Origin of the sequence: Alkalihalobacterium sp. APHAB7, from assembly GCF_048323755.1 — a bacterium.
In the GTDB taxonomy this organism is placed as follows: Bacteria; Bacillota; Bacilli; order Bacillales; family Bacillaceae_F; genus Alkalihalobacterium.
On record NZ_JBLWFS010000011.1, the window covers coordinates 108938 to 134717 of the forward strand.

At 39.8% G+C, this 25780-nt stretch carries 26 protein-coding genes, 2 rRNA genes and 1 riboswitch; of the genes, 4 read left to right on the forward strand and 24 right to left on the reverse strand.

What is annotated here, in order from left to right; translation table 11 throughout:
- Window positions 1–116 precede the first annotated feature (116 nt).
- A complete protein-coding gene (ade, locus tag ACNSTQ_RS12855; RefSeq protein ID WP_418200222.1) occupies window positions 117–1850 on the forward strand; it encodes an adenine deaminase in 1734 nt (577 codons plus the stop codon).
- A 66-nt stretch (window positions 1851–1916) separates the two neighbouring features.
- Here the strand turns inward: ade and ACNSTQ_RS12860 are convergent, their stop codons facing one another.
- The 3 genes from ACNSTQ_RS12860 to ACNSTQ_RS12870 are packed head-to-tail and all read right to left on the reverse strand — an operon-like array spanning window position 1917 to window position 5076.
- Window positions 1917–2228: a YerC/YecD family TrpR-related protein gene (locus ACNSTQ_RS12860; protein WP_418200223.1), complete on the reverse strand. Its 312-nt coding sequence runs from the start codon at window positions 2226–2228 to the stop codon at window positions 1917–1919.
- Window positions 2229–2243: 15 nt separating this feature from the next.
- Window positions 2244–3287 carry a DUF3048 domain-containing protein gene (locus tag ACNSTQ_RS12865; RefSeq protein WP_418200224.1) on the reverse strand — a complete coding sequence of 348 codons (1044 nt, stop codon included), beginning with the start codon at window positions 3285–3287 and terminating at the stop codon, window positions 2244–2246.
- A 46-nt stretch (window positions 3288–3333) separates the two neighbouring features.
- Window positions 3334–5076 carry an adenine deaminase gene (locus ACNSTQ_RS12870; protein WP_418200225.1) on the reverse strand — a complete coding sequence of 581 codons (1743 nt, stop codon included), beginning with the start codon at window positions 5074–5076 and terminating at the stop codon, window positions 3334–3336.
- Window positions 5077–5207: 131 nt separating this feature from the next.
- Between ACNSTQ_RS12870 and ACNSTQ_RS12875 the strand changes: the two genes are divergently transcribed.
- Window positions 5208–5486, forward strand: coding sequence for a DUF2892 domain-containing protein (locus ACNSTQ_RS12875; RefSeq protein ID WP_418200226.1), 279 nt, complete (start codon window positions 5208–5210; stop codon window positions 5484–5486).
- Between the two features lie 524 nt (window positions 5487–6010).
- The gene (locus ACNSTQ_RS12880) at window positions 6011–6109 is read left to right on the forward strand and encodes an EYxxD motif small membrane protein (RefSeq protein WP_373323188.1); all 99 of its coding nucleotides are present in this window, start codon (window positions 6011–6013) and stop codon (window positions 6107–6109) included.
- Here the strand turns inward: ACNSTQ_RS12880 and purD are convergent.
- The 19 genes from purD to ACNSTQ_RS12975 all read right to left on the reverse strand — a co-directional run bounded on the left by purD (window position 6084) and on the right by ACNSTQ_RS12975 (window position 23637).
- Complete coding sequence (gene purD / locus ACNSTQ_RS12885; RefSeq protein ID WP_418200227.1) at window positions 6084–7355, reverse strand: phosphoribosylamine--glycine ligase; 1272 nt, start codon at window positions 7353–7355, stop codon at window positions 6084–6086. The two genes, ACNSTQ_RS12880 and purD, sit on opposite strands and share 26 nt — an antisense overlap.
- 20 nt (window positions 7356–7375) lie before the next feature.
- Window positions 7376–8914 carry a bifunctional phosphoribosylaminoimidazolecarboxamide formyltransferase/IMP cyclohydrolase gene (purH, locus tag ACNSTQ_RS12890; protein WP_418200228.1) on the reverse strand — a complete coding sequence of 513 codons (1539 nt, stop codon included), beginning with the start codon at window positions 8912–8914 and terminating at the stop codon, window positions 7376–7378.
- Between the two features lie 13 nt (window positions 8915–8927).
- On the reverse strand, window positions 8928–9494 hold the full coding sequence (gene purN / locus ACNSTQ_RS12895; RefSeq protein WP_418200229.1) for a phosphoribosylglycinamide formyltransferase: 567 nt from the start codon (window positions 9492–9494) through the stop codon (window positions 8928–8930).
- Window positions 9494–10528: a phosphoribosylformylglycinamidine cyclo-ligase gene (gene purM, locus ACNSTQ_RS12900; RefSeq protein WP_418200230.1), complete on the reverse strand. Its 1035-nt coding sequence runs from the start codon at window positions 10526–10528 to the stop codon at window positions 9494–9496. The genes purN and purM overlap by 1 nt, the downstream gene beginning before the upstream one ends.
- 24 nt (window positions 10529–10552) lie before the next feature.
- Window positions 10553–11965: an amidophosphoribosyltransferase gene (purF, locus tag ACNSTQ_RS12905; RefSeq protein ID WP_418200231.1), complete on the reverse strand. Its 1413-nt coding sequence runs from the start codon at window positions 11963–11965 to the stop codon at window positions 10553–10555.
- Window positions 11941–14163 (reverse strand): phosphoribosylformylglycinamidine synthase subunit PurL, encoded by a 2223-nt coding sequence (gene purL, locus ACNSTQ_RS12910; RefSeq protein WP_418200232.1) that lies wholly within the window; start codon window positions 14161–14163, stop codon window positions 11941–11943. Before purL ends, purF begins: the two co-directional genes overlap by 25 nt.
- A complete protein-coding gene (gene purQ / locus ACNSTQ_RS12915) occupies window positions 14147–14830 on the reverse strand; it encodes a phosphoribosylformylglycinamidine synthase subunit PurQ (RefSeq protein WP_418200233.1) in 684 nt (227 codons plus the stop codon). Before purQ ends, purL begins: the two co-directional genes overlap by 17 nt.
- Window positions 14831–14835: 5 nt before the next feature.
- On the reverse strand, window positions 14836–15081 hold the full coding sequence (gene purS, locus ACNSTQ_RS12920) for a phosphoribosylformylglycinamidine synthase subunit PurS (RefSeq protein ID WP_216830196.1): 246 nt from the start codon (window positions 15079–15081) through the stop codon (window positions 14836–14838).
- Window positions 15069–15776 (reverse strand): phosphoribosylaminoimidazolesuccinocarboxamide synthase, encoded by a 708-nt coding sequence (gene purC / locus ACNSTQ_RS12925; RefSeq protein WP_418200244.1) that lies wholly within the window; start codon window positions 15774–15776, stop codon window positions 15069–15071. Before purC ends, purS begins: the two co-directional genes overlap by 13 nt.
- Window positions 15777–15862: 86 nt before the next feature.
- On the reverse strand, window positions 15863–17158 hold the full coding sequence (gene purB, locus ACNSTQ_RS12930) for an adenylosuccinate lyase (protein ID WP_418200234.1): 1296 nt from the start codon (window positions 17156–17158) through the stop codon (window positions 15863–15865).
- 54 nt (window positions 17159–17212) lie between these two features.
- Window positions 17213–18337, reverse strand: a complete 1125-nt coding sequence (gene purK, locus ACNSTQ_RS12935; RefSeq protein WP_418200235.1) for a 5-(carboxyamino)imidazole ribonucleotide synthase — start codon at window positions 18335–18337, stop codon at window positions 17213–17215.
- Window positions 18334–18819: a 5-(carboxyamino)imidazole ribonucleotide mutase gene (gene purE, locus ACNSTQ_RS12940; RefSeq protein WP_418200236.1), complete on the reverse strand. Its 486-nt coding sequence runs from the start codon at window positions 18817–18819 to the stop codon at window positions 18334–18336. Before purE ends, purK begins: the two co-directional genes overlap by 4 nt.
- 142 nt (window positions 18820–18961) lie before the next feature.
- Window positions 18962–19063, reverse strand: a riboswitch (purine riboswitch).
- 119 nt (window positions 19064–19182) lie between these two features.
- The gene (locus tag ACNSTQ_RS12945) at window positions 19183–19392 is read right to left on the reverse strand and encodes an NETI motif-containing protein (protein ID WP_418200237.1); all 210 of its coding nucleotides are present in this window, start codon (window positions 19390–19392) and stop codon (window positions 19183–19185) included.
- A gap of 2 nt (window positions 19393–19394) precedes the next feature.
- Window positions 19395–19934, reverse strand: coding sequence for a DUF2179 domain-containing protein (locus tag ACNSTQ_RS12950; protein ID WP_418200238.1), 540 nt, complete (start codon window positions 19932–19934; stop codon window positions 19395–19397).
- Between the two features lie 176 nt (window positions 19935–20110).
- On the reverse strand, window positions 20111–20671 hold the full coding sequence (locus tag ACNSTQ_RS12955) for an isoprenylcysteine carboxyl methyltransferase family protein (protein WP_418200239.1): 561 nt from the start codon (window positions 20669–20671) through the stop codon (window positions 20111–20113).
- A gap of 13 nt (window positions 20672–20684) precedes the next feature.
- The gene (locus ACNSTQ_RS12960) at window positions 20685–21773 is read right to left on the reverse strand and encodes a type III polyketide synthase (protein ID WP_418200240.1); all 1089 of its coding nucleotides are present in this window, start codon (window positions 21771–21773) and stop codon (window positions 20685–20687) included.
- Window positions 21774–21901: 128 nt separating this feature from the next.
- Complete coding sequence (locus tag ACNSTQ_RS12965) at window positions 21902–22612, reverse strand: DUF4198 domain-containing protein (RefSeq protein WP_418200245.1); 711 nt, start codon at window positions 22610–22612, stop codon at window positions 21902–21904.
- A complete protein-coding gene (locus ACNSTQ_RS12970) occupies window positions 22593–22907 on the reverse strand; it encodes a hypothetical protein (RefSeq protein ID WP_418200241.1) in 315 nt (104 codons plus the stop codon). Before ACNSTQ_RS12970 ends, ACNSTQ_RS12965 begins: the two co-directional genes overlap by 20 nt.
- Window positions 22908–23067: 160 nt before the next feature.
- Window positions 23068–23637, reverse strand: coding sequence for a DUF6944 family repetitive protein (locus tag ACNSTQ_RS12975; RefSeq protein WP_418200242.1), 570 nt, complete (start codon window positions 23635–23637; stop codon window positions 23068–23070).
- Between the two features lie 214 nt (window positions 23638–23851).
- On the opposite strand from ACNSTQ_RS12975, the gene ACNSTQ_RS12980 reads away from it, so the two are divergent.
- Window positions 23852–24283 carry a hypothetical protein gene (locus ACNSTQ_RS12980; protein WP_418200243.1) on the forward strand — a complete coding sequence of 144 codons (432 nt, stop codon included), beginning with the start codon at window positions 23852–23854 and terminating at the stop codon, window positions 24281–24283.
- Between the two features lie 337 nt (window positions 24284–24620).
- Here the strand turns inward: ACNSTQ_RS12980 and rrf are convergent.
- Together rrf and ACNSTQ_RS12990 are read right to left on the reverse strand one after the other, a co-directional pair.
- Window positions 24621–24736: ribosomal RNA gene (gene rrf / locus ACNSTQ_RS12985) — 5S ribosomal RNA — on the reverse strand.
- Window positions 24737–25068: 332 nt separating this feature from the next.
- Window positions 25069–25780: ribosomal RNA gene (locus ACNSTQ_RS12990) — 23S ribosomal RNA — on the reverse strand; the annotation flags it as partial.

Sequence of the window (25780 nt, forward strand, 5' to 3'; positions counted from 1 at the left end):
GGATACACCCACGAAAAAAATATTGGTACATTTTTGGACTAAAAACTAACATTTTAAAAATTAGGTTGGTATACTATACAAAATGATTTCGGTTCGAACGATTAGGAGGTTTTCAATTGAATATCGGCAATAACATCTATGATTATATTCATAGTGCATCTACAGCTAAAAAAGCAGATCTTGTCATAACGAATGGAAAAGTAATTGATGTATTTAATGGGGAAATTATCGAAGAGGACGTAGCAATTACAAAAGGAAAAATCGTTGGAATTGGTTCCTATGAAGGCCATTCCACATTTGATGCTAAAGGTGGTTATATATGTCCTGCTTTTATTGATGGTCATGTCCATATCGAATCATCCATGCTTACCCCGCAGCAGCTAGAAAAAGTTCTTGTTCCTCATGGGGTTACTACATTGATTGCTGACCCACATGAAATTGCAAATGTTGCAGGAACAGAAGGCATTCAATATTTAATTGAAAGCAGCAGGGAGTCTTTATTAGATATTTATTTTATGATCCCATCCTGTGTTCCTGCCACTTCATTTGAAAATGCCGGTGCTGTCCTTGAGGCAGAAGATATTGTACCTTTTTATAACGACCAAAATGTATTAGGACTAGCTGAAGTGATGGATTTTCCTGCTGTCTTAAATGGTAGTGAGCAGATGGTGAACAAGCTAATTTCTGCAACGGAACACGGTAAATTGATTGATGGTCATGCAGCGGGTTTAGATACATATGGAATTAATACATATCGAGTCGCAGGTATCCAAACGGATCACGAAGCTGTTAATGCAGAAGAAGCTAAAATTCGGTTGCAACGTGGGATGTATTTAATGATTAGAGAAGGGTCAGTCGCTAAAGATCTACAAGCCCTCCTTCCGGTCGTAACTGAACGGAACTCAAGGCGTTGCTTATTCGTAACAGATGATAAACATCTAGATGATCTAGTAGAAGAAGGAAGCATTGATCACAATGTTCGCTTAGCCATTGCCGAGGGGTTAGATCCGATACAAGCAATTTCAATGGCGACTCTTAATGCTGCAGAATGTTTCCAATTACGAAACAAAGGCGCAATTGCGCCTGGCTATGATGCCGACTTGCTTATTCTTTCAGACCTTAATCAAGTTGCAATTGAGGACGTATTTCTAAAAGGCGAGCACATCGTTCAGAAGAGAGTACTTATCGAAAGTGCCACAAACAAAAAGGATATAATGATACCTCAATCTCTGAAGAAAAGTGTGCACATTCAGCCCGTTACGAAAGAAGACTTTAACATCTCATTAAACGGGAAAACAGCGAACATCATTGAAGTCATTCCTAATTCACTAATTACTAATCATCTAAATGAGGAAGTGTCTTCCATAGATGGCTCATTTGTCCCTTCTATTAAAAAAGACCAACTGAAATTGGCGGTTATTGAGCGGCATCATGCAACTGGAAATATTGGGCTTGGTATAGTGAAAGGCATGCGATTAAAGGAAGGCGCGATTGCAACGACGATCGCTCACGATTCACATAATATTATTGTTTGCGGTACGAATGATGATGACATGTTAGAAGCGATTTCTATGATCGAAGACATGCAGGGAGGAATAGCAATCGTTAAAAACGGTAAGTCAGTTTGCAGTCTATCATTACCGATTTGCGGGTTATTAACGGACCAGCACTACGAGGAGACATTAAAACAAATCAATGCGTTAAATACCTCACTGGCTGAAGTCGGATTCTCGGGTAACTTTAATCCATTTTTAACGTTGTCCTTCTTAGCCCTACCCGTTATCCCCGACTTGAAGCTAACCGATACAGGTCTTTTCCAAGTCAAACAATTCAAGCATATAACTATATAGAGGAAAAAAAGAGGTGCCAGGCACCTTTAACACTGTACAGTGTTGAAGGTGCCTGGCACCGGGTTTTTATTCTTTTTCTTCTTTGGTTTCGCCGTGAACTCGGTCTAATGTCATTTTATAACCGTCGTTACCATAGTTGAGACAACGTTTTACTCGTGAAATCGTAGCAGTACTTGCACCTGTTTCGGTTTCTATTTTATGGTACGTGTATCCTAATTGAAGCATACGAGCTACTTCTAAACGTTGAGCTAACGATTGGATCTCATTTATTGTACATAAGTCATCAAAAAACTGATAACATTCCTCTAGATCATTTAGCGATAATATTGCATTAAATAGTTGGTCTAGTTCTTTCCCACGTAACTTATTAATTTGCAATGTTTTCACCTCTTCCTATTCTTCAATAATTACTCTTTGTTCAATCTTTTCTGGAATAATATTAATCCACGTCTGCCCTGGTACTAACTTCACCAGCTCACCATTCTTCTCAGGCAATATTTTCCCGTCTTTATTCACCCAATCTACTTCGATTGCTACACCTTTTTGTAACAATAGTCCTTTACCGCCTGATGTTAAATCGATCTTACGTCGGCCTTGATCATCTATGACTTCATGCTTTGTCTCAACAACAAAGATGTTATGAATAGCCAGTGGGTCTGACGTTGCATAATCTACAGCATGATAAGAACCATTATACCGTGAAAATGTTTTATTAGCTTGATCATACTTATAAGTTACATCATAAAGGTTATGATAGTCGATCGTTACGCTGTCGGCAGTGCTTCCTTCAAGTTCAACATCAACATCTTCATAGAAGGTTAACGGTGCCGGTTCACCCATTAGATTATACCCCTTGGCTTCTAACCCCTTCATAATATTATCATACGTAATATACGAATTGTGAGGAGCTTTTCGTTCAGATGAACGCTTAAACAAGGCGCCATCATTATTACCTTCTATACCATTTAGGTAATCTGTCTCATTTTGTATAAGCAGCCTTTCTTTAGCGTCAGGACTCCAGCCATGACTTACGAAAAATGCATCGTAGCCCTTGGCTAAGTCAATGTGATACCCTCTCGCACTTCGCACTGGTCCAACGTTTTCTGGCTGCATACTATGATAGATCGCGACTAGACGAGTGATTTCATATTCTGAAAGAACTTCATATACAACATCCGCCTCTAACAAACCTGACTGCGGTCTAGCTTGACGATGATTATTAATCGTTACAGCAAATGGGCGCTGGTCAATTGCTGAATCAGTTGGAATGCCTGTTAACGGAAAAGTTGCCTCATATTCAACAACCTCTTCTTTAGGCTCTTCTTGTTTAACAGGATCAATATCATCTTGAACCGTTTCTTTATCTTTTTTGCATCCTGTCATGCTGATCGTTATTGCTAACACTGCTGTTAATAATAATTTCGATGAATTCTTCAATGATTACACGACCTTTGACCCATAATGATAATTGTTCTTTAATAGTTTAACGCATAATTGAAGGAAAGAGTACTTTTTTATTATAAACGTCATAAATTCCATGTTGTGTTACCCGAATGTACGGTAAATGTGTAGACGAGAAAAATAATAAACTATAAATAGGATCTTCGTATGCATAACCACGTTTCTTTAATTCTCTAACAAGACCTTTCTCTTGCTCAATTACTTCTTCCATTGCTTGGTCGGACATAATTCCCGTTAAACTTAAAGGAATAGCACTAATGACTTCCCCGTCTTCAACAAGGACAATACCTCCACCTTGTTGTTTTAATTGTTTAAACGCAAACATCATATCTTTTTTATTTTTTCCGATTACCACGATATCGCCTGTATTCGAAAACGAACTCGCAAAACCAGAAACTTTATTGCCGAAACCTTTTATTATGGTATTAATCCGCCATTTACCTTTTCGATCGAGTAAGACAAAAAAGCTCTCATTGTGTTCCTTAGATAGATTTTCACCTGTTCCTTCAACCGTTATCTGGAATGGCTTAAGAATAACAGAGTTCACTAATTCGATCCCCATTGGCATTGAAAAATGAAGGTCCTCTTCTGTAATATCCCAATCTAACTGCAATGGTCTCATCTCATATTGATCCCACGGAAAACTTTCATAATTTTGGACAATAGCATTATCGCGAACAACCCATTGACCTTTTGCCATTACTGAAGTAGGGACAGGGTTGTCTTTTTCTGATAAAAAGTTTAGATGTGCAATTCGTCCTGGTGCAATCATTCCAATCTTATAGTCTAAATTATAGTATTTAGCCACATTATAAGATGCCATGTTGTAAGCTTCGACTAGAGGGACACCACTTTCAATGGCAATTTGAATTAAATGGTCAATTACTCCTCGCTCATAAAATGTAGGAGTCGAACCATCAGTAGTTAATAAACAGTTCGTAAAATCATCTACACCCAATTCCAACATTTCTTTTAACAACCTTGGTAAATCGGGACGAATAGAGGAGTGTCGTAAAGATGTAGTGTACCCTAGATTTAACCTCATGACCGCATCTTCACCTGTCATCGCTTCGTGATCTGAAGTTACACCTAATAATGCCATTTGAGTAAGCGTTCGTTCAGACGCTCCAGGAAAGTGTCCTTCAATCGGCTTTCGTAAGCGCCTTGTTTCTTGCATCCAATGAAGAATGGAATCGTCCCCAGCTAACACTTTCGGCCAAGACGTTAGCTCTCCTCCTTGAACGACAAGATGGTGTTCGAGCCAAGCTTTCATTCTCGAATTAGAAAAACACTCTTCCTCCCCGTCTAATTCGGTCTGTGCGTCATAACGACACCACCAGTACATAGAGGTCGGAAGTTCATCTAGCTCTTCAATCAGCGTAAGCGCTTTCTTTTTTTCAAGATGTAAAAAGAACATTAGATTATCATTAATCAATGTAGTCGTCCCTCGAGTTGATGCATATTTAGCAAAACTATGGGGATTATATAACTGAAAAGGATGAGCATGCGGTTCAATATACCCTGGTACGATATATTGGTCGCTACAATCAATAATAGAAGTCCCTTTATATTGTGTAGGCATTTGGTCTCCTACATAGACGATCCGATCTTCGTAAATCCATATATGGGCTTTAAGCCATTTTTTTCTTACACTATTAAGATATGTTGCATTTTTTAATACAACAGTAGGGGCTAACTCTCCACGAATGACCGCTAGTTGTTGTCTTAAAAGTTTCTTTGTCCAACGATAGATACGTTCAGCCATTTTAACTTCACCCATTTCTACTTGAGCTAATTTATATTATCGTAACATATTTTCACCGTTTAACACATTAAAGTTATACAATTTATTAGAAATTTTACAAAATAGTCTGTCAGAAAGGTGTTGTCAGTGAAATGAAACCAAATATTGGAATGATTAACGCATTTGTTCGTATTACTTGTGGATTTACTGTCCTTGCTTGGGCCACAGCAAAGTTAGTGAAAAAACCATATAGAAGTATGCCATTGTTTGTCGCAATGATGGGCGCAATGAAAGTGGCAGAAGGCTTTACTCGTTTTTGTCCTTTAACATACATGTTTGAAGAACAAATCGTACAAATGAAAAAACAAAATAATGAACAACAAATGAATGTTGACAGTGAAAAGCTACAAGAAACAGTTGATACCATTTAAGGTTCGTTCATTACTCTATGAACTGACGAACTAAATCATGTCAAGAAAAGCGCAAGCAACCGTTAAGCGCCGTAAGGACTGGACTGAACAGTAGGAGATAAAGGAAACACGACGATCGCCAGTGAGTCGATGTTGACTTATCGTACGAAGGTGAGGGAAGTCTCGCTAGTCGATGGGGGCTTGCGCTAGAACTACTAATGGAATTTTTTTAGCGGACTGAGAGGACGCTATTTGCTTGGAATCCTTTATAAACATCACAAGAATTAGTAAATAACGGCCCTGGTATCCGCTAACTTTTTGTATAAGAACAATTTCTCAAACTTTTGAGTTATTTTTGCTGGTGTTCACCATCGTAGCATTTCGTTTTTCAACCTTCCAGTTGCTGAAAGGCGTTTGAAATGACGGTGAGCCTAAATTCAACGTATTTTGACTAAATCATGTCGTTAGCAAAGCTATTATAAAAAAGGAGGCTATCTCAACCATTTTGAGTACAGCCTCTCTTATTATAAAGGAGATGAAATTTTATGGAATTTGCGATTGATTCTTTATTTGTTTATGCATCAATCATTGGTTCAATTGTTGCGATTATTTATTTGTTTATGAGGAAAAAGCGCGCCCGATAGCTTTGTTTCCGATGTCTGTACGGTAAAACAAGCCATCGCTCTTTACTTTCGTAATCTCTTCGTACACTTTTTCTTGAGCTGCTTGCAGGCTGTTGTCTTTACGAGCAACAAGTAAGACTCTTCCGCCGTTTGTTACAAATTGATCTTTTTCTAATTTGGTTCCAGCGTGGAACACCAGCGTTTGTGAATCTACTTCTTGCAAACCTTCAATTACAGCACCTTTTTCATAAGCTAAAGGATACCCTTTTGAAGCCATCACAACACCAACAACTGCTTCGTTTGACCATTTTAGTTCAACTTTCTCACCATCTAGAAGTCCATTAATAACATCCACCATGTCCGTCACTAAACGAGGTAAAACTACTTGGGTTTCAGGATCTCCAAAGCGAGCATTAAACTCAATGACTTTAGGTCCTTGATCTGTCATCATTAAACCAGCATATAAAATACCCGTAAAGCTGCGGCCTTCTGAAATCATTGCGTTCGCCATTGGTTGTAATACTTTTTCGACTGCTTCTTGAACGGAAGCTTCGTTAAATTGCGGTACTGGTGAATATGCGCCCATACCACCCGTATTAGGTCCTTCATCATTGTCATAAGCACGTTTATGATCTTGAGCACCAACCATCGGAAGAACAACATCACCATGGACGAATGCCATTAAAGACAGTTCTTCTCCTGCTAAGTACTCCTCGATTACTACTTTCGCACTTGCTTTTCCAAATTGATTATTTTCAAGCATTTCGTAAAGAGCGTTTGTCGCTTCTTCAATCGTCATTGCAACGACAACACCTTTACCCGCTGCCAATCCATCGGCTTTAATGACTATAGGTGCTCCCTTTTCTTCTACGTATGCTTTTGCTTCTTCATATGAAGTGAATGTCTCATAATAACCTGTTGGGATTTTGTATTTATGCATGATCTCTTTAGCAAACGATTTACTTCCCTCGATTAAAGCAGCTTCTTTTTCCGGGCCAAAGATCTTTAAGCCCGCTTCTTTAAAGCGATTGACAATACCATCTAATAGCGGTGCTTCTGGTCCGACAATCGTTAAATCAATTTGCTCTTTTTTAGCAAATTCAATCAGTTGTTCGTGGTCATTTTCAGGTATTTCAACAATGGTAGCAACATCTTTCATTCCTGCATTTCCTGGTGCAACAAATACTTGTGCTACTTTCGAGCTTTGTGCGACCTTCCAAGCCATTGTATGCTCGCGTCCACCACTACCTACGATTAGTACTTTCATGAAACGTCCCCTCCGTCTGATTAGTGTTTAAAATGACGAACCCCTGTTAATACCATAGCGATGCCTAACTCATCAGCCTTGGCAATTGAGTCTTCATCACGAATAGAACCACCTGGTTGGATTATAGCCGTAATTCCAGCTTTTCCTGCTTCTTCTACTGTATCACTCATTGGGAAGAACGCATCAGAACCCATTACAGCACCGTTTGCTTCTTGTCCTGCTTGCTCGATTGCAATTTTAGCGGCACCGACACGGTTCATTTGACCTGCACCTACACCGATTGTCATTTCGTTTTTAGCTAATACGATTGCGTTCGATTTAACGTGCTTTACAACTTTCCAAGCTAATTCCAACGCCTTCCACTCTTCTTCCGTTGGTTCACGCTTCGTTGCTACTTTAATTGTAGCCTCGTCTAATCCGAATGTATCTTCTTCTTGAACGAGTGCACCACCGTGAATCGTCGTCAGTTTTAGCTCAGCTTTATTCGCTTTTTCAATCGGTAACGTTAATAATCTTAAATTCTTCTTCGTTGTTAAAATTTCTAAAGCTTCCTCAGTAAATGAAGGTGCAATAATAATTTCTAAGAAAATTTCTTTCATTTTTAAAGCCGTTTCACGATCTACTTCCCGGTTAGCTGCAATGATCCCACCGAAGATCGATACTGGATCTGCTTCATAGGCTTTATCATACGCTTGCTCAATTGTTTCTCCTACACCTACACCACAAGGGTTCATATGTTTAATTGCAACGACTGCCGGCTCTTGGAACTCTTTTACGATAGCTACGGCTGCATCAGCATCGTTAATGTTGTTATAGGATAACTCTTTACCGTGAAGCTGTTCAGCTTGTGCGATTGAAGTCGTCGGTCCTAGTGGCTTACGATAAAACGCTGCTTTTTGGTGAGGATTCTCCCCGTAGCGAAGATCTTGTTTCTTTTCAAACGTTACTGTTAATGATTCTGGATTTTCTTCATTTACTTCGTTCGTTAAGTATTCAGCAATGACCGCATCGTAAGCTGCTGTATGACGGAAAACTTTGGCAGCTAATTTCTTGCGAGTATCTTCTGCCACTTTACTGTCTTCTTTCAGTTGAGCGATAACTGTGTCGTAATCTACTGGGTCCACAACAACGGTTACATGTGCGTGGTTTTTCGCAGCAGCACGCAGCATGCTCGGACCGCCAATGTCTATGTTTTCAATTGCATCTGCAAATGTAACGTCAGGCTTAGCAATTGTTTGTTGGAATGGATATAAGTTAACAACAACTAAATCGATTGGTGTGATGTTATGTTCTTGTAGTTGCGAAAGATGGTCTTCACTTTCACGCATAGCTAAAAGGCCGCCGTGAATATTAGGGTGTAATGTTTTAACACGTCCATCTAAGATCTCTGGAAATCCTGTTACTTCAGAAATTCCGATCACACTAACACCAGCTTCTTCTAGTGCTTTTCTTGTTCCTCCAGTTGAAACAACCTCAACACCTAACTCCACTAATTGTTGAACGAAAGGAACAATCCCCTCTTTATTTGATACACTAACCAATGCACGTTTGACTGCCATCTTAGTGTCCTCCTTATATCGATAAAAGTTCTTTTAAAGTTTTATAATACAGGCGATGCTCTACCTGTTGGATTTTCGTCGTTAATGTTTCTCTTGTTTCATCTTCGTCTATAGTAACTGCTTCTTGAGCGATAATTTGTCCCGTGTCCATTCCTTCATCCACATAGTGGATCGTAACGCCTGTTACTTTTACACCTGCAAGAAGAGCTTGTCCAATTGCATCTTTTCCAGGAAAAGATGGTAATAAAGAAGGGTGAATATTAACAATTTTTCCTTCATAAGCACGCAATAACGTTGTACCAATTAAACGCATATATCCCGCAAGCACAACAAACTCAACATCTTTTTTTTGTAATTCATCAACAATTTTTTGTTCAAATTCATCCTTACTCACATAGGCTTTCGGGTTAAAAACAAACGTGTCAATTCCGTGAGTTTTTGCCCTTTCAATCGCCTTTGCTTCAGATTTATCACAAACGAGAAGAGCGATGTGAGCACTTAGCTCGCCTCGCTCGACCTCATTAATTATCGCTTGGAAATTGGAACCACTTCCCGATGCGAAAACAGCTATTTTTTTCATTACTCGAGTCCTCCGATAGAAACTCCCTCATCACCTGTTACTCTTCCAATAATATAGGCTTTTTCACCAAATTCATTTAACTTTTGCAGAACTGGGTGCATCTCACTTTCTGAGACAACGACTGCCATCCCAATACCCATGTTAAACGTAGAGAACATGTCCTTACTTGTAATTTCACCTTTTTCTTGAATGAACTCAAAAATTGGTTGGATCGGCCATGAACCGAAATCAATATGGACACCTACACCGTCTGGCAGCATTCTCGGTAGGTTTTCATAGAAGCCACCGCCTGTAATATGCGCTAGACCTTTAATGTTGTAGTTTCCTATAACTTTAAGTAGTGGTTTCACGTATATTCTTGTAGGTTGTAATAACTCTTCCCCTAAAGTTCTTCCTAAACTAGGAACCTCTTCTTGTAAGGATAATTGTGCTTGTTCTAGTAAAACTTTACGCACTAGGGAAAATCCATTGGAATGAAGTCCATTGGAAGCGAGTCCGATGATCACATCGCCTTCTTTAATCTCATTACCCGTAATAAGTTTCGACTTTTCACCAATTCCAACAGCAAATCCAGCTAAATCATATTCCTCTTCAGAATACATTCCAGGCATTTCTGCTGTTTCACCGCCGACGATTGCACAGCCTGCTTGTTCACATCCATCTGCTATTCCTTTAACGATCGCTTCAATTCGTTCCGGTACGGCCTTCCCACACGCAATGTAATCAAGGAAATAAAGAGGCTCGGCTCCTTGAACGACAATATCATTTACACACATCGCAACAGCATCAATTCCGATTGTATCGTGTTTATCCATCATAAATGCGAGCATTAGCTTCGTACCTACACCGTCTGTTCCTGAAACGAGCACAGGCTCTTTAAGATTAAATTGAGAAAGATCAAACATTCCGCCGAATGATCCTAATCCCCCTAATACTTCTGGGCGCTTTGTTCTTGCCACATGCTTTTTCATTCGTTCTACGGCTTCATAGCCTGCTTCTATATCGACTCCAGCTTTTTTATATGCTTCAGACATCGTTTTTCCTCCTGTCCCCGTACTCTAGCACTTATCGTGAGGGTGCATCGTATGAGGATATATTTCTGTTGGATAACTTCCTGTAAAACATGCTACGCATTGTCCGCAATTCGTATCTTCATTTGATCTGCCAATTCCTTCAAGCATTCCTTCAACGCTTAAAAACTCTAAGCTGTCTGCCCCCATCATTTCTCTCATTTCTTCAATACTATGACTAGAAGCAATTAACTCTTCTTTTGTAGAGGTATCTATACCATAAAAGCACGGATTCGTGATTGGCGGTGAACTAATACGAACATGAACTTCAGTTGCCCCTGCTTCTCTTAACATTCTTACAATTCGACGACTAGTTGTACCACGTACGATCGAGTCATCAATCATCACGACACGCTTACCTTCAACTACACCACGGACCGCAGAAAGCTTCATCTTTACACCTTGTTCACGTAATTCTTGTGAAGGCTGAATAAATGTGCGCCCGACGTATCGGTTTTTGATTAATCCTAGTTCGTATGGAATTCCTGTTTGCTCCGCGTAGCCAATCGCTGCTGAAATACTCGAGTCAGGTACCCCTGTCACGACATCTGCTTCAATCGGTGCTTGCAGGGCGAGTTGCTTCCCTAAGTTTTTACGCGCTTTATGAACATTAATTTCATCGACATTACTATCCGGACGAGCAAAATAAATGTACTCCATACTGCAAATTGCTCTTCCTGAAGATTGAGCAAACACTTCACTCCTGATTCCTTCATCGTCAATGACGATCAGTTCACCAGGCTTTACTTCTCGTTCAAATTTTGCTCCAACTACATCAAATGCACAAGTTTCAGATGCTACAACATACGCATCTCCCAATTTCCCTAACGAAAGTGGTCTTAACCCATTTGGATCTAATGCGACCATCAATTTATCTTCCGTTAACACGACAAAAGCGTAGGCCCCTTTTATCATTGTTAACGAGTTCATCATTTTATCTTCTAGACGTGGATACGTACTTCTTTTAATAAGATGAGCTAACACTTCCGTATCGGAAGTTGATTGAAAAATACTTCCCATGCTTTCGAGTTGGTGCTTTAATTGATTTGCGTTTACTAGATTTCCATTGTGTGCAATAGCTAGACTGCTCGTCTGAGAGCGGAAGAGAAGCGGCTGAACATTAGCTAGTCCGCCTCCTCCTGCTGTTGCATAACGAACGTGACCAATTGCTGCTTTACCATAAAGAGTTTCAAAGTCTTTTGAAGCAAATACTTCATTAACAAGACCTAGACCTTTATGAGCCGTTAGTTTTTCTCCATCTGTAACGATAATCCCTGCACCTTCTTGACCCCGGTGTTGAAGGCTGTGCAAACCGTAGTACGTGATTTGAGCCGCGTCTTTGTGTCCCCAGACGGCAAATACCCCACACTCTTCGTTTAAGCCTTTGATTTCAGCAAGCATGGAATAGCTCCTTTCCAAGCAGTAGCAAGTTCTTCTTGTGTTGCCGTAAACAATACATCGTTATTTGATGCAATTGTTAATACTTTATCATTTGTTACTTCCCCGATCACTTTAGCATCCACGATTTGTTCAAATTGTTCTTGATGTTCTTTTTTCACTGTAACAATAAAACGTGATTGAGACTCAGCAAACAGTTCTGTAACGACATCCTCACCAATAATTACAGAAGCTCCAACTTCTCCATCAATCATACTTTCTGCAACCGCTACTCCTAATCCACCTTCTGCAATATCATGAGCAGATTGAACAAGTCCGGCGCGGATCGCTCCTAGTAATTGTTGTTGACGTCCTTTTTCTTCTTCAAGGTCAATCGCAGGTGCTTTACCAAAAATGCGGCCTTCTACTAACTTTTGAAGTTCACTTCCGCCGAATTCTTTCTTCGTTTCACCTAGAAGGTAAATCACATCTCCTGCATCCTTGAAGTTTTGTGTAGTAATATATTCTGTTTTTTCGATTAAACCGACCATCCCAATGGTAGGTGTTGGGTAAACCGCTTCTCCACTTCTTTCATTATATAGAGAAACGTTCCCACCGATAACTGGAACTCCAAACGCGCGACAAGCTTCGCTCATTCCGTCTGTTGACTTTTCTAATTGCCAGAAGATTTCTGGGCGTTCTGGGTTACCGTAGTTTAAGCAATCTGTAATTCCTAGTGGCTCAGCACCCGAACATACAATATTACGTGCAGCTTCAGCAATCGCAATCTTACCGCCGACTTCTGGATCTAAATATAAATAGCGAGAGTTACAATCTGTTGTCATCGCTAATGCTTTTTCTGTTCCACGAATACGAACAACCGCAGCATCAGAACCCGGTGAAACGACAGTATTCGTTTGAACCATGTAATCATATTGATCATAAACCCACTCTTTACTAGCAATTGTAGGTTGTGAAAGTAAGTTAATTAACGTTTCCTTAGCATCTGTTACTTCAGGAGCCACGTTTTCTTGTGCTTGGAATTCGCTATAGTAAGCTGGCTCTTTAGACGGTTTGTGATAAACAGGTGCATCTTCAGCAAGTGCATCTACTGGTACATCGGCAACCACTTCACCGTTGTGAAGAAGGCGTAACTTTTTATCATCTGTTACATAACCAATTTCACGAGACATTAAGCCCCACTTTTCAACGATCTCACGGATTTCAGCTTCTCTGCCTTTTTTAACAACGATTAGCATACGTTCCTGAGATTCAGATAACATCATTTCATAAGCTGTCATATTTTTTTCGCGTTGTGGAACCTCATCTAAGTTCATCACAATACCTGAACCTGCTTTACTTGCCATCTCTGCAGAAGATGATGTCAGACCAGCAGCTCCCATGTCTTGAATTCCAACTAATGCATCAGATTGGATAATTTCTAGACTTGCTTCAAGTAATAGTTTCTCCATGAACGGGTCCCCAACTTGAACGGCTGGACGTTTTTCTTCTGACGCTTCGCTCAGTTCTTCTGAAGCAAAAGTTGCCCCGTGAATACCATCACGGCCTGTAGAAGCACCAACATACATGACTGTGTTTCCTACACCTTTTGCTTGTCCTTTTTTAATATCTTTATGGTCGATTAAACCAACACACATCGCATTTACAAGCGGGTTTCCTTCGTAGCAAGGATCAAATTGTATTTCTCCGCCAACTGTCGGAACACCAACGCAGTTTCCGTATCCAGCAATTCCTGCTACTACTTCTTCAAATAAATATTTTACTTTTGGTGAAGTCAGTTCACCAAATCGAAGTGAGTTTAAAATTGAAATCGGACGAGCTCCCATTGAGAATACATCGCGCAAGATTCCACCTACACCTGTTGCTGCTCCTTGGTATGGCTCAATGGCAGATGGATGATTGTGACTTTCGATTTTGAAAACAACCGCCTGCTCATCACCGATGTCAATAATTCCAGCACCTTCACCAGGTCCTTGAAGTACCTTTTCACCAGTAACCGGGAATTTTTTCAAAAGAACTTTTGAGTTTTTATAACTACAATGCTCAGACCACATAACGGAGAATAGTCCGATCTCTGTATAGTTAGGAAGGCGACCTAAAATGGACTCCACCATACCAAATTCTTCGTCTGTTAATCCCATTTCTGCATATATTTTTTGTTCTTTGATCATTTCAGGAGTTGGTTCACGATGTAGTGACATGGGTTTCCCTCCAGTTTCGCAAAATTGATTTAAATAATTTTAATCCGTCTTCACTGCCAAGAAGAGGTTCTACTGCACGCTCTGGGTGTGGCATCATCCCAAGTACATTTCCTTGTTCATTCATAATTCCAGCGATTTGCTCTAAAGAACCGTTAACGTTTGTTCGGTAACTGAAGACAATTTGCTTGTTTTCTTTTAAGTTAGCAAGTGTTTCCTCATCACAATAGTAGTTTCCTTCACCATGAGCGACAGGAATAGAAATCACTTGTCCTTGTTCATATTCTGAAGTAAACATCGTTTCATTGTTTTCAACGACTAAATCAACTGGTCGGCAAATGAATTTTAAATTTTCGTTACGCTTCATTGCACCTGGTAATAATCCTGCTTCAAGTAGCACTTGGAACCCGTTACAAACACCTAGTACAGGCTTTCCAGCTTCAGCAGCTTTATTGACCGACTCCATTACGTTGGCAAAGCGAGCGATTGCGCCTGAACGTAAATAGTCACCGTAAGAAAAGCCACCTGGTAATAGAATTCCATCAAATCTGTCTATGTCTGTTTCTGCATGCCATACGTATTCAACTTCCTCGCCAAGCGCATCTGCGATAGCATGGTACATATCTGCATCACAGTTCGAGCCTGGAAAGACAATAACTGCAAATTTCATAGAGATTAAGCCTCCTCTACTTCAAAGCGGTAATCTTCAATAACTGTATTAGCTAAAAGCTTTTCACACATTTCTTTTACTCTTGCATCTATGTCTTGTTCACTTTTTTCAATTAGTAACTCCATATATTTCCCGATACGAACATCTTCTACTTCGTTATACGTTAGAGCATGTAGAGATCCTTTAACTGCAGTTCCTTGTGGGTCTAAAACACTTTCTTTTAATGTGACGAATACTTTTACTTTGTACATGATGATCCTCCTAAACGGTTTAAAATTTCTTGATATCCATCTTGTAAGTTACCTAAGTTACGACGATAAACGTCTTTATCAAATTTTTGGTTTGTATCTTTATCCCAAAGTCGGCATGTATCAGGTGAAACTTCATCTGCGAGAAGCAGCTCACCATCATTGGTCATCCCAAATTCTAGTTTGAAATCTACTAAACGTACATTAATCGTTGCAAACACTTCTTTAAGAACTTCATTGACTTGTAAACCTTTTTCACGCATGACCTCTAGCTGTTCTGGTGTCGCGATCTGTAACACTTGAATGTGATCTTCTGTAACGAGCGGATCTCCTAAATCGTCATCTTTATAGTAAAATTCAACGATCGGTGTATCCATTACCGTTCCTTCATCCATACCTAATCGCTTTGATAAGCTTCCTGCCATAATGTTTCGAACAACCACTTCAAGTGGAACAATCGTTACTTTTTTTACAAGTTGTTCTGTTTCTGAAAGTCTTTTTACCCAATGATTTTCAATACCTTTTTCTTTTAATCTCTCAAATATTATCGAAGTAATCTCATTATTTAAGCGACCTTTACCAATGATCGTGTCCTTCTTCTCACCATTAAATGCTGTGGCTTCATCTTTATACTCAATCCACAGAATATCTTGTTCATCTGTTTCAAATATTCTTTTTGCTTTACCTTCGTATAACATGCCTCTTTTTTCCACGTGAAGCCCTCCAAATTGTAGTTAAGAAAGTTGAATGGATAGTAGGGGAGAAGAACCTCCCCATATAAATATTAAACTAATCCTAAACGATCAAAAATCGTATCGACATGCTTTAAGTGATGATTGTAGTCAAAACAATCGTTGATTTCTTCTGGTGAAAGTAAAGATGTAATTCTTTCTTCCTGCTCTACTAGTTCACGGAACTGAACCCCTTTTTCCCAAGCTTCCATCGCTTTTGGTTGTACTAAGTCATAGGCTTCTTCACGAACCATACCTTTATCGATTAACGAAAGAAGGACACGTTGAGAATAGATAAGGCCATACGTTCTTTCCATGTTTCGCTTCATGTTTTCTGGGAACACCGTTAAGTTTTTCACGATGTTTCCAAAGCGATTTAACATGTAGTTTAGAGCGATGGTTGCATCTGGTAAGATCACGCGCTCTGCTGAAGAGTGTGAAATGTCGCGCTCATGCCATAATGGAACATTTTCATAAGATGTCACCATATAACCGCGAATTAATCGTGCCAAACCTGTCATGTTTTCAGATCCAATCGGGTTACGTTTATGTGGCATGGCTGAAGATCCTTTTTGACCTTTTGCAAAAGCTTCTTCTACTTCACGCGTTTCACTTTTTTGCAATCCACGGATTTCTACGGCAAATTTCTCAATTGATGTCGCAATTAGCGCTAGTGTAGCCATGTACTCTGCATGACGGTCACGCTGAAGTGTTTGAGTTGAAATCGGTGCCGCTTGAAGCCCTAATTTTTCACATACAGACTGTTCAACAGCTGGATCAATATTTGCATACGTACCAACCGCCCCAGAAATTTTACCGAAGCATACACCTTCTGCCGCCAATTTAAAACGCTCTAAGTTACGCTTCATTTCTTCATGCCAAAGCGCCAGCTTTAATCCAAATGTAGTTGGTTCCGCATGTACACCGTGAGTACGGCCCATCATAACCGTTGTTTTATGTTCAATCGCCTTATTTCTTAAGATCTCAATAAAGTTCGTTAAATCTTTTTCGAGGATTTCGTTCGCTTGCTTTAATAAGTATGAAAGGGCTGTGTCTACAACGTCAGTAGAAGTTAATCCGTAATGAACCCATTTTCTTTCTTCACCTAATGTTTCTGAAACGGCACGTGTAAAGGCAACCACATCGTGGCGTGTTTCTTCTTCAATTTCAAGAATACGCTTTACATCAAACCCTGCATTTTCTCTAATTTTTAGAACATCCTCTTTTGGAATAATGCCTAACTCTGCCCACGCTTCACAAGCAACGATCTCTACCTCTAACCATGCTTGATAACGATTTTGTTCTGTCCAGATTGAACCCATTTCAGGTCGTGTATAACGTTCGATCATTTCATTGCCTCCATCATCTGTTAAGAAATATATTACGATGTCATTCTAGCATAATTACCAAATTTCAAGTGCGTTTATTTTATCAAGTGCTTCTTCTGTTGAATTAGCTAAAACGTTAATATGGCCCATTTTACGACCCTTTTTCGCTTCTGCTTTTCCATATAGATGAAGCTTCATATCTTGGAACTGATCAATTTTTTGCAGTACTCTTGGAAGATGTTCCCCAAGAATATTCACCATCACGACTGGCTTTAGTAATGTCGCATGACCAAGTGGCCAATTACATACAGCGCGAATATGTTGTTCAAATTGAGAAGTCTCACAAGCATTCATCGTATAATGACCTGAATTGTGTGGTCTCGGTGCTAACTCATTTATATAAAGTTCACCTTCACCCGTATAGAACATTTCTACAGCAAGTGTCCCAACCATTTCTAATCCACTAGCTAAGCGGATGGCCATCTCTTTGGCTTGTCCTTGAATTCTTGCCTCAATCCTTGCTGGAACAATCGTTTGGTGCAAAATATTATTTACATGTATATTTTCAGCAACTGGGAACGTTTCAACTTGTCCAGAAACATTTCTGGACACAATGACTGATAATTCTTTTTCAAAAGTAATCCATTTCTCTAGAACAAGCTCACCGCTTGCTTTTAACCTTTCATAGGCCTCTAGTACTTGGCTATCGGTTTTAATCACAAACTGACCTTTTCCGTCATAACCACCGCGACATGTTTTTAATACAGCCGGTAAACCTAGCTCTTGTACGCCCTGTTCCAAATCTGTTAATTCGTTAACTGAAACATAGGGAGCTACTGGTAAACCTAATTCTTGTATCGCTTTCTTTTCAGTTAGACGGTGTTGTGTTGTTTCTAGGAGCTTGTATCCTTGTGGTAAATATAAGTTTTCATCCAGATACCTTGCTGTTTGGCTATCAATATTCTCAAATTCATACGTAAGCACATCACATTTAGCGGCTAGCTCTTGTGCACCTTGCAAATCATTGTAATTTGCAACGACTTCTATATCGGCAATTTGCCCGCACGGTGAATTTTCTTGAGGTTCTAAAACAGCAATTTGGTAACCCATTTCTCTAGCAGAAAGAGCCATCATTCTTCCGAGTTGTCCACCGCCTAGGATTCCAATCGTTTTTCCCGGCTCAATCAATTGGTTACTCATAGTTGATCACTGCTTTCTAATACTTGCTTTTTTGTAGCTTCTCTTCGGTTTTCAAGCTTTACACTTACTTCTTCGTCATAGGCCCCAATGAATTGGGCTGCGAGTAATCCGGCATTTGTTGCTCCGGCTTTCCCAATGGCAACCGTTGCAACTGGAACTCCACCTGGCATTTGGACAATTGAAAGGAGAGAGTCAAGTCCATTTAATGCTTTTGACTGAACAGGAACACCAATTACTGGAAGAACCGTTTTCGCTGCTACCATACCAGGTAAATGCGCAGCTCCGCCAGCACCAGCAATAATCACCTTTAAGCCTTTTTCTTTTGCTGTTTCAGCGTATTCAAACATTAAGTCTGGAGTTCGATGTGCTGATACGACTTGCTTTTCATAGGCTATCCCTAACTCATCTAATACATCACAAGCATGTTTCATCGTTTCCCAATCTGAAATACTACCCATTATGATTCCGACCATAGGTTTCACTCTAAGTCCCTCCATCATGACCTTTTATTTTCTCTTTTTTTCCATAAAAATAAGCCTATACTAGGGTTTCTACTTAGAGAGAAAGTTACCACAGCAAGGCTTAAATAAAAGTTACCTGGAAGCCCCTCGATAACTTAGGGCCTTAAAAGCTACTTTCCCTCATAGTCTGACAATTTACGGTCGTCAGGTAGAAACTTTTGAGCCTTATTCTCAAACTTATATGAGGTACGTCCATATTCAATTTATATACTTATCTTAGCAGTATGTCAGATTACTTGTCAATCTAAAATCGAACGATGTTTTTATTTATAAAAATAATGTTCGGTTTTTACTTTGTTTTTTACAATTATCGCCGAAAAGCGACTATTCTTCTTCCTTTAGCGTACCTTCAAAAATAATTTTTTGACGCACTGGAACCACTTCTATCTTTCCGTTCTTAGATTGTTCTTGAAAAACAGGTTCTTCCATTCTCCGTGTCGGACGATAGCCTTCCTTGTCCATTCGCTCTAGACATTGCGTGATCGATTCTGTCTCTCCTACTTCAAAACGTAACTTTTTTCGCTTTTTACTCATAACTACCTCCTAATTCCTTTAACCCAGAACCCTCCATAAAAGGTTTTCGGTTCATGAGAAATGATAAATGCTTTAGGATCTAGGGCTTTAATGGTTTTATACAAATGCTCTTCTGATTTTCGTGAAGTCAGAATTTCCATCATTAGCCGCTCCCCTTCTCGCCCATATGCCACCCAGTTTGTAACCCCATATCCTTTATCTCGAAGGGCATTGGGGATATCTGGTTCGTATTCTTTCGTAATAACATTCACGGTAATGTACCCCAAAGCTAACTTTTCTTCAACTTTCATTCCTATAAGAACACCTATAGCATACCCGACTGCATACGCAATTAAATTTTCGATACGATCTAGATTGTCTAATACAAGGCCAAGACCAACAATATAAATAATAACTTCAATAACACTTACCCCGGCAGCAAAATACCTCTGTCCTTTTAATGTAAAAATCATACGAATCGTGAATAACGTGACATAAATAATATTAATCACTAAAATAATGATAATGATCATAAACCAATTATCAAGTAACCAGCTAATCATATAGACACTCCTCTTTCAATTGCCTTTCTTCATCCTGTTAGAACTGATTAAAAAGACGCTTTAAATTTTGTTAGTATAACAAAAAAAATATTCAAAAGATAGACAATTCTACCTTTTGAATATTTTTCCTAAATAATGACTTTTGAAACCTATTGTATGTTTTTATATGTCCTTCATTATTCTTTTTCTATAGTTGGAAAAAAGCGTAATCTTTTTTCAAATTTTTGTTGGTAATCTGTAGCGTCTTGAAGAGCACCTTCCTCCTGTCGAATCCGTACAGATAATACTAAGGCATTAGCAATCGTAAAAATAATAGCTGTAGCATAGGCTTGAAAGATTAACGGTAGCATTAAAATCTCTACCGCTACAATCACATAGTTTGGGTGTCTCATAAAACGATAGGGCCCTTTAGCTACCACATTGGCCCCTGGAAGAATAATGATTTTTGTATTCCAAAAGCGTCCTAATGACGAGAGACTCCAAACTCTCATTGATTGGGCGATGATAAAAAAGACAAAAGGGATCCACCACCAACTAGCCGGTGTTTTTTGTAAAAAGACAACTTCAGAAATAAAACTGATAAAAAAGGACACGTGTACAAGAACGATATATTTATATTGCGCTTGTCCAACTTCATATGCCCCCCTACTTCGCATCCATTTTTCATTTGATTTAGCAATCAGTAACTCCACTAGTCTTTGTGTTATTACAATAGAAAGGATAATAAAGAATAACAACGTCTACGTCCTCCTAATCACTCCAATTAAGTAATAGTAATTCTGAACAGAAACCAGGACCTAAAGCACCTAAAAGTCCCCATTCCCCTGTATCATGATCTAATTTCATGATCTCTTTTAAAACGTATAATACGGTTGGTGAAGACATATTCCCATTCGCTTGCAGCACCTCTCGCGAATATCTCGTGAATTCCGAACCCATTCCTAAAGCGTCTTCATATGCTTCAAGGACTTTCTTTCCTCCAGGATGGGCAACAAAATAGGAGATATCCTTCAACGTAAGTTCATGTTCATTTAAAAATTCCTTAATCACCGGTTGTAACCAATTTCGAATGATGTTTGGGATATCCCTTGAGAACACAACGTATAACCCTTCATCTTTTATATCCCACCCCATGACATCTTCAGACTGAGGCATTAAACAGGAATGTGTTCCGATAATAGATGGAATCTTTTGTTGCGAATATTGTTGAACCTCTACTTGGTCTCCACAAACTAAAGCACAAGCAACTCCATCTGCGAAAAGAGACGTTCCAATTAAATTACTTTTAGTACGGTCATTTCTTTGAAACGTTAAGCTGCATAACTCAATACATAGTACAAGCACTTTGGCTTCTGGATACGCACGACAGTACTCATAAGCTCTACTCAACCCCGCCGCTCCACCAGCACACCCTAACCCCCATAAAGGAATTCTTTTCGTATTTGGAGAAAAGGGGAGGACATTCATAACTCTGGCATCAATACTAGGTGTCGCCATTCCTGTACTCGAAATAAATATAATCGCATCAACTTCTGAATAATCAATAGACGTATGTAAAAAATCCCGGCTCGTTAAGCAGGCTGTTATCGCTTCAGCCCCATACTGAACCGCACGATCAATATATAAGTTATTCTTTTCCTCTAGTGTGTGATCTTCTTTAAACCAAGTAATCGGTACAGAAAAGTTTCGCTTTTCGATTTGCCCATTTTGAAAGGCTTTTAGCAATCGCTCAATATCTTGAAAATCAGACTCGAACAATTCCTTCGCAAACTCAGTAGTCACATCTTGCGTTAAGGTGTGTGGAGGGTTTACTGTACTAACCGATATAATAGATGGCATTTGTTACACCAACTCTCTATTTTTTCCAATAAATACTTTATCTCATAATATTTACCAACCCCTTCAAAATTATGCGTTGATTATAAAAAACCATCTATATGAAATAGATGGTTTAGACTATCGAAGTTTTAGTTACTTTTGTTTTTTCTACCCGTTAAAAGTAATGTAAGCGCAGAACCTACTAATAAAGCGATCAATCCAGTTAGGATTAAACTCCACATACTTACATCTCCTGAGCCGCTTGGACTCTCAGCATTTTCAGTATTAATTAAAAACGTAGAAGTTCGACTCGTCTTTGTATAGTCTTCATCTTCTAATACTCCACCGTCATCTGTCCTAACATTTGCTTTAATTAACCACTCGCCACGTGAAGAAAGCTCCAGTTCAAAGTGACCGTCTGCATCACTGACACCTTCCAGCACTTCGCCTTGGGGTCCATAGGCACTAATAGCAGCATCAGGAACAGCTTCACCTTCTAATAGCACTTGCCCTTGTAAAACACCAGTAGTAAAGCTTTTGAGACTGTTTGTTGGGATAACTTCTAATGCTAAGTCCGTTGGTTGACTGGACGTTTCACCCCCGTCTCCTTTATAAAACGTCGTTTTTGCCATCTGTAAACTTAATTGCGTTTCCCCGCCATCAGGGGTGTACGTACTCGGTTTTCGTTCGGCCCAAAATACATACTCTCCTTCTTCAGTTGGTTGAAAGTAAACTCTTGCTTGCACCCCTATCTTTTCTAGTGGCAGGGTTTCAACAGTCGCATCTGGGTAACGAACTTGTAATTTATAATTCTCATAATTGCCTGCGTCTATAAAGTCTCTAATATGTCCCCAAAGAATATCTACCCTTAGTTCTTAGTTCAATACCGTCATCTGCTATGATTTGATACACTTCAATCGTTGTATCATAAGTGTATGTACCATTGTCATTTACCTGATCTTCAAATAGTAAATCGCCGGACATGTCGTAAGCAAAAACTACAGCACTGCCAGCTGATGTCCCATCGTCATAACGAACCGTAATATGTCCTTCTTTTTCACTTTCGACAATCATACGATGTGCCTTCACCGACTTTTCTACCAATACAAACCAGAAGACTGGCAGTAAAGCCAATAAAATAATGATTGCCTTCACTTTATCACCTCCAATGGCTTTAAAGCTCAAGTAATTTATATTAGAGTGTTCCTTTATATATACCGTCCATTTTGGATAAAGGGTGCGAGGTATACGCCATCTTTAGTATCAAGAAACCTAAATAAGAACGAATAAACTTCCTATGGAAATTCATTCGTTCTTATTCGTTATTCCTATGGCTAGGAAGCTCTTCATATTCACTATGAAGCCATTCCCTCGTTAGCACCACTGCTTGTATCGTTGCACCTAACGCTTGAATCCAGTTACCAATCGCTGATAACTGTAAGCCGAGCCTACCTAAACCGCGAATTTCTTTTACAGCCCCTATGGCTTCAATTGCAGCTCCAATCGATTGTAGATAGAGGGCTACAAAAAGTTCGTTGTTATCCTCTACAGAAGCAGAAATAGCTGGACCTAAAGATTGTAATGTATCCCCTAGAACTTCCAATCGTTGATACTCGAGATTTTCCTCTTCAAGTTGTAATGCAACAGCTATAGAAGTCGTTGCAGCACCCCCTGCTTCGATCCAATCGCCCGTTCGCGCTATCGGATCTTCTTCAACAACAGCCTGCAGTGCATTTCCAACAGCCTGCAACCCTTCACCAATGACAACTTTTCTTAGATTTACGTCTCTTTTCTCTTGTAACTGTAACGTATAACCGATTGCTGAAAGAAACTGACCGATTGCATCTAGCCAACTCCCAGTTACCGCCACGTATTGCTCCGTCATTCTACATTTCCCCTTACGTTTCGGGTACGTTACATACTATGATTGAAGAAAGGACTTTGTTTATGGCTTTTATCTAATTTAAAGGTGTTACAACCTGAAGAATTTTACAACTCTATTTCCCTAGGTATTTACCGTGTCCGCTGTTGATGGCTGAACATAATTTATATATAAAATAGTCATAAAAAGTTTTTTTCAAAGCATATAGGAGGTTATTATGTTTCCATTTTTCTCTAATAAATCATTTCCATTCTTCCAAGACTCTCAATCTTCTTCAGGAAATCCGCCTGCAGGACCTAATATAAACCAAAATCAATCGTTTCCCTTTCATCCGGGGTCTCAAAATCAACAAGGCTTTAATCCATTTGATTACGATAACCATGAATTTGAGGAAGAAAATCCTTTCTCCCATCACTTTATGTATCCTTTACCCCCTAAACCGAAAGAACAAAAACAAACAAAGAAAGAAACCACAAGTAAAAACAAAAAAGAAACAACACCACCAATATCAAAACAGCTTGAAGCGATGGTTTTAGACGAAGATGGCCTAGTAGATGTCGATAAAGTAGAAAAAGGCTACAAAAAATTTATGGAATACGCTGTTAAAGTGAGCCCAGCTATGAAAAACTTTAATGATTTCTTAAAATAGCGAGCTAGAACTTTGGTTTATCGGCAGAACTTTTGATATATCGGCGTAATTTTAAATATATCGGCGTAACTTTTATTTTATCGGCACAATATTAAATATATCGGCGTTACTTGAGGTTTATCGGCGAACGAGTTATTAATGTTTTTAAACCAAATAAAGCACAACCACATTCGTTGTGCGTTGTACTTTGTGCCTAGCGACGTCCCTCTAAACCTTTCTTTCCTACGGGGATGTAATCCATGGAGTCTCACCTTCGAGTCAAAGCTCTTCACCGCCTGAAGCTAACTCATCCTTTTTTCATACTAAAAAAGCACAACCCATTGGGATTGTGCTTTATGCCTAGCGACGTCCTACTCTCACAGGGGGAAGCCCCCAACTACCATCGGCGCTGAAGAGCTTAACTTCCGTGTTCGGCATGGGAACGGGTGTGACCTCTTCGCTATCGCCACTAGACTTTACGGATTTTGATAAGCTTCGAATTTCTTTGTCAGTTTTGCCCTTCCGGTACTCACGTATTAGATACGATCCGTTCCTCAGGACTTCACTTCCTTGAAATTCTTGCTTCTGAAAATCCTTCTAAAATTGTGATAAGCTTCGTATGTCTTCGTTGACTGCGATCACTGCGTTGCTCATGTACCCTTTAAACGTACATTCCGCTACTCGTGAACTTGTCGCCTCGAACTACTCGCTTCTAACAATTTTACTGGACTTTAATAAATCCTATTTAGTTGAGAGTGGTTCTCTCAAAACTGGATAATGGCTAGATAAATTCAACGCTTTATTATTTGGATAAGTCCTCGACCGATTAGTATCTCTCAGCTCCACGTGTCGCCACGCTTCCACCCGAGACCTATCAACCTCATCATCTCTAAGGGGTCTTACTTACTTAACGTAATGGGAAATCTCATCTTGAGGGGGGCTTCACGCTTAGATGCTTTCAGCGCTTATCCCGTCCACACGTAGCTACCCAGCTATGCTCCTGGCGGAACAACTGGTACACCAGCGGTGTGTCCATCCCGGTCCTCTCGTACTAAGGACAGCTCCTCTCAAATTTCCTACGCCCACGACGGATAGGGACCGAACTGTCTCACGACGTTCTGAACCCAGCTCGCGTACCGCTTTAATGGGCGAACAGCCCAACCCTTGGGACCTACTTCAGCCCCAGGATGCGATGAGCCGACATCGAGGTGCCAAACCTCCCCGTCGATGTGGACTCTTGGGGGAGATAAGCCTGTTATCCCCAGGGTAGCTTTTATCCGTTGAGCGATGGCCCTTCCATGCGGAACCACCGGATCACTAAGCCCGACTTTCGTCCCTGCTCGACTTGTAGGTCTCGCAGTCAAGCTCCCTTATGCCTTTGCACTCTGCGAATGATTTCCAACCATTCTGAGGGAACCTTTGGGCGCCTCCGTTACTGTTTAGGAGGCGACCGCCCCAGTCAAACTGCCCACCTGACACTGTCCCTGAACCGGATCACGGTTCGAGGTTAGAACTTCA

Excerpts from the sequence above, each read along its gene's own strand:
- ACNSTQ_RS12960 (WP_418200240.1), bottom strand. The coding sequence starts at position 21,773 with ATGCCATCTATTATATCGGTTAGTACAGTAAACCCTCCACACACCTTA.
- purB (WP_418200234.1), bottom strand. The coding sequence starts at position 17,158 with ATGATCGAACGTTATACACGACCTGAAATGGGTTCAATCTGGACAGAA.
- ACNSTQ_RS12880 (WP_373323188.1), top strand. The coding sequence starts at position 6,011 with ATGGAATTTGCGATTGATTCTTTATTTGTTTATGCATCAATCATTGGT.
- purH (WP_418200228.1), bottom strand. The coding sequence starts at position 8,914 with ATGGCAGTCAAACGTGCATTGGTTAGTGTATCAAATAAAGAGGGGATT.
- purF (WP_418200231.1), bottom strand. The coding sequence starts at position 11,965 with ATGCTTGCTGAAATCAAAGGCTTAAACGAAGAGTGTGGGGTATTTGCC.
- purD (WP_418200227.1), bottom strand. The coding sequence starts at position 7,355 with ATGAAAGTACTAATCGTAGGTAGTGGTGGACGCGAGCATACAATGGCT.
- purM (WP_418200230.1), bottom strand. The coding sequence starts at position 10,528 with ATGTCTGAAGCATATAAAAAAGCTGGAGTCGATATAGAAGCAGGCTAT.
- ACNSTQ_RS12950 (WP_418200238.1), bottom strand. The coding sequence starts at position 19,934 with ATGATTAGCTGGTTACTTGATAATTGGTTTATGATCATTATCATTATT.
- purK (WP_418200235.1), bottom strand. The coding sequence starts at position 18,337 with ATGAGTAACCAATTGATTGAGCCGGGAAAAACGATTGGAATCCTAGGC.
- ACNSTQ_RS12980 (WP_418200243.1), top strand. The coding sequence starts at position 23,852 with ATGTTTCCATTTTTCTCTAATAAATCATTTCCATTCTTCCAAGACTCT.
- purN (WP_418200229.1), bottom strand. The coding sequence starts at position 9,494 with ATGAAAAAAATAGCTGTTTTCGCATCGGGAAGTGGTTCCAATTTCCAA.
- purQ (WP_418200233.1), bottom strand. The coding sequence starts at position 14,830 with ATGAAATTTGCAGTTATTGTCTTTCCAGGCTCGAACTGTGATGCAGAT.
- ACNSTQ_RS12945 (WP_418200237.1), bottom strand. The coding sequence starts at position 19,392 with ATGAGTAAAAAGCGAAAAAAGTTACGTTTTGAAGTAGGAGAGACAGAA.
- ACNSTQ_RS12875 (WP_418200226.1), top strand. The coding sequence starts at position 5,208 with ATGAAACCAAATATTGGAATGATTAACGCATTTGTTCGTATTACTTGT.
- purL (WP_418200232.1), bottom strand. The coding sequence starts at position 14,163 with ATGTCACTACATCGTGAACCAACTCCTGAAATGATCAAAGAACAAAAA.
- purC (WP_418200244.1), bottom strand. The coding sequence starts at position 15,776 with ATGTTATACGAAGGTAAAGCAAAAAGAATATTTGAAACAGATGAACAA.
- ACNSTQ_RS12870 (WP_418200225.1), bottom strand. The coding sequence starts at position 5,076 with ATGGCTGAACGTATCTATCGTTGGACAAAGAAACTTTTAAGACAACAA.
- purS (WP_216830196.1), bottom strand. The coding sequence starts at position 15,081 with ATGTACAAAGTAAAAGTATTCGTCACATTAAAAGAAAGTGTTTTAGAC.
- ACNSTQ_RS12975 (WP_418200242.1), bottom strand. The coding sequence starts at position 23,637 with ATGACGGAGCAATACGTGGCGGTAACTGGGAGTTGGCTAGATGCAATC.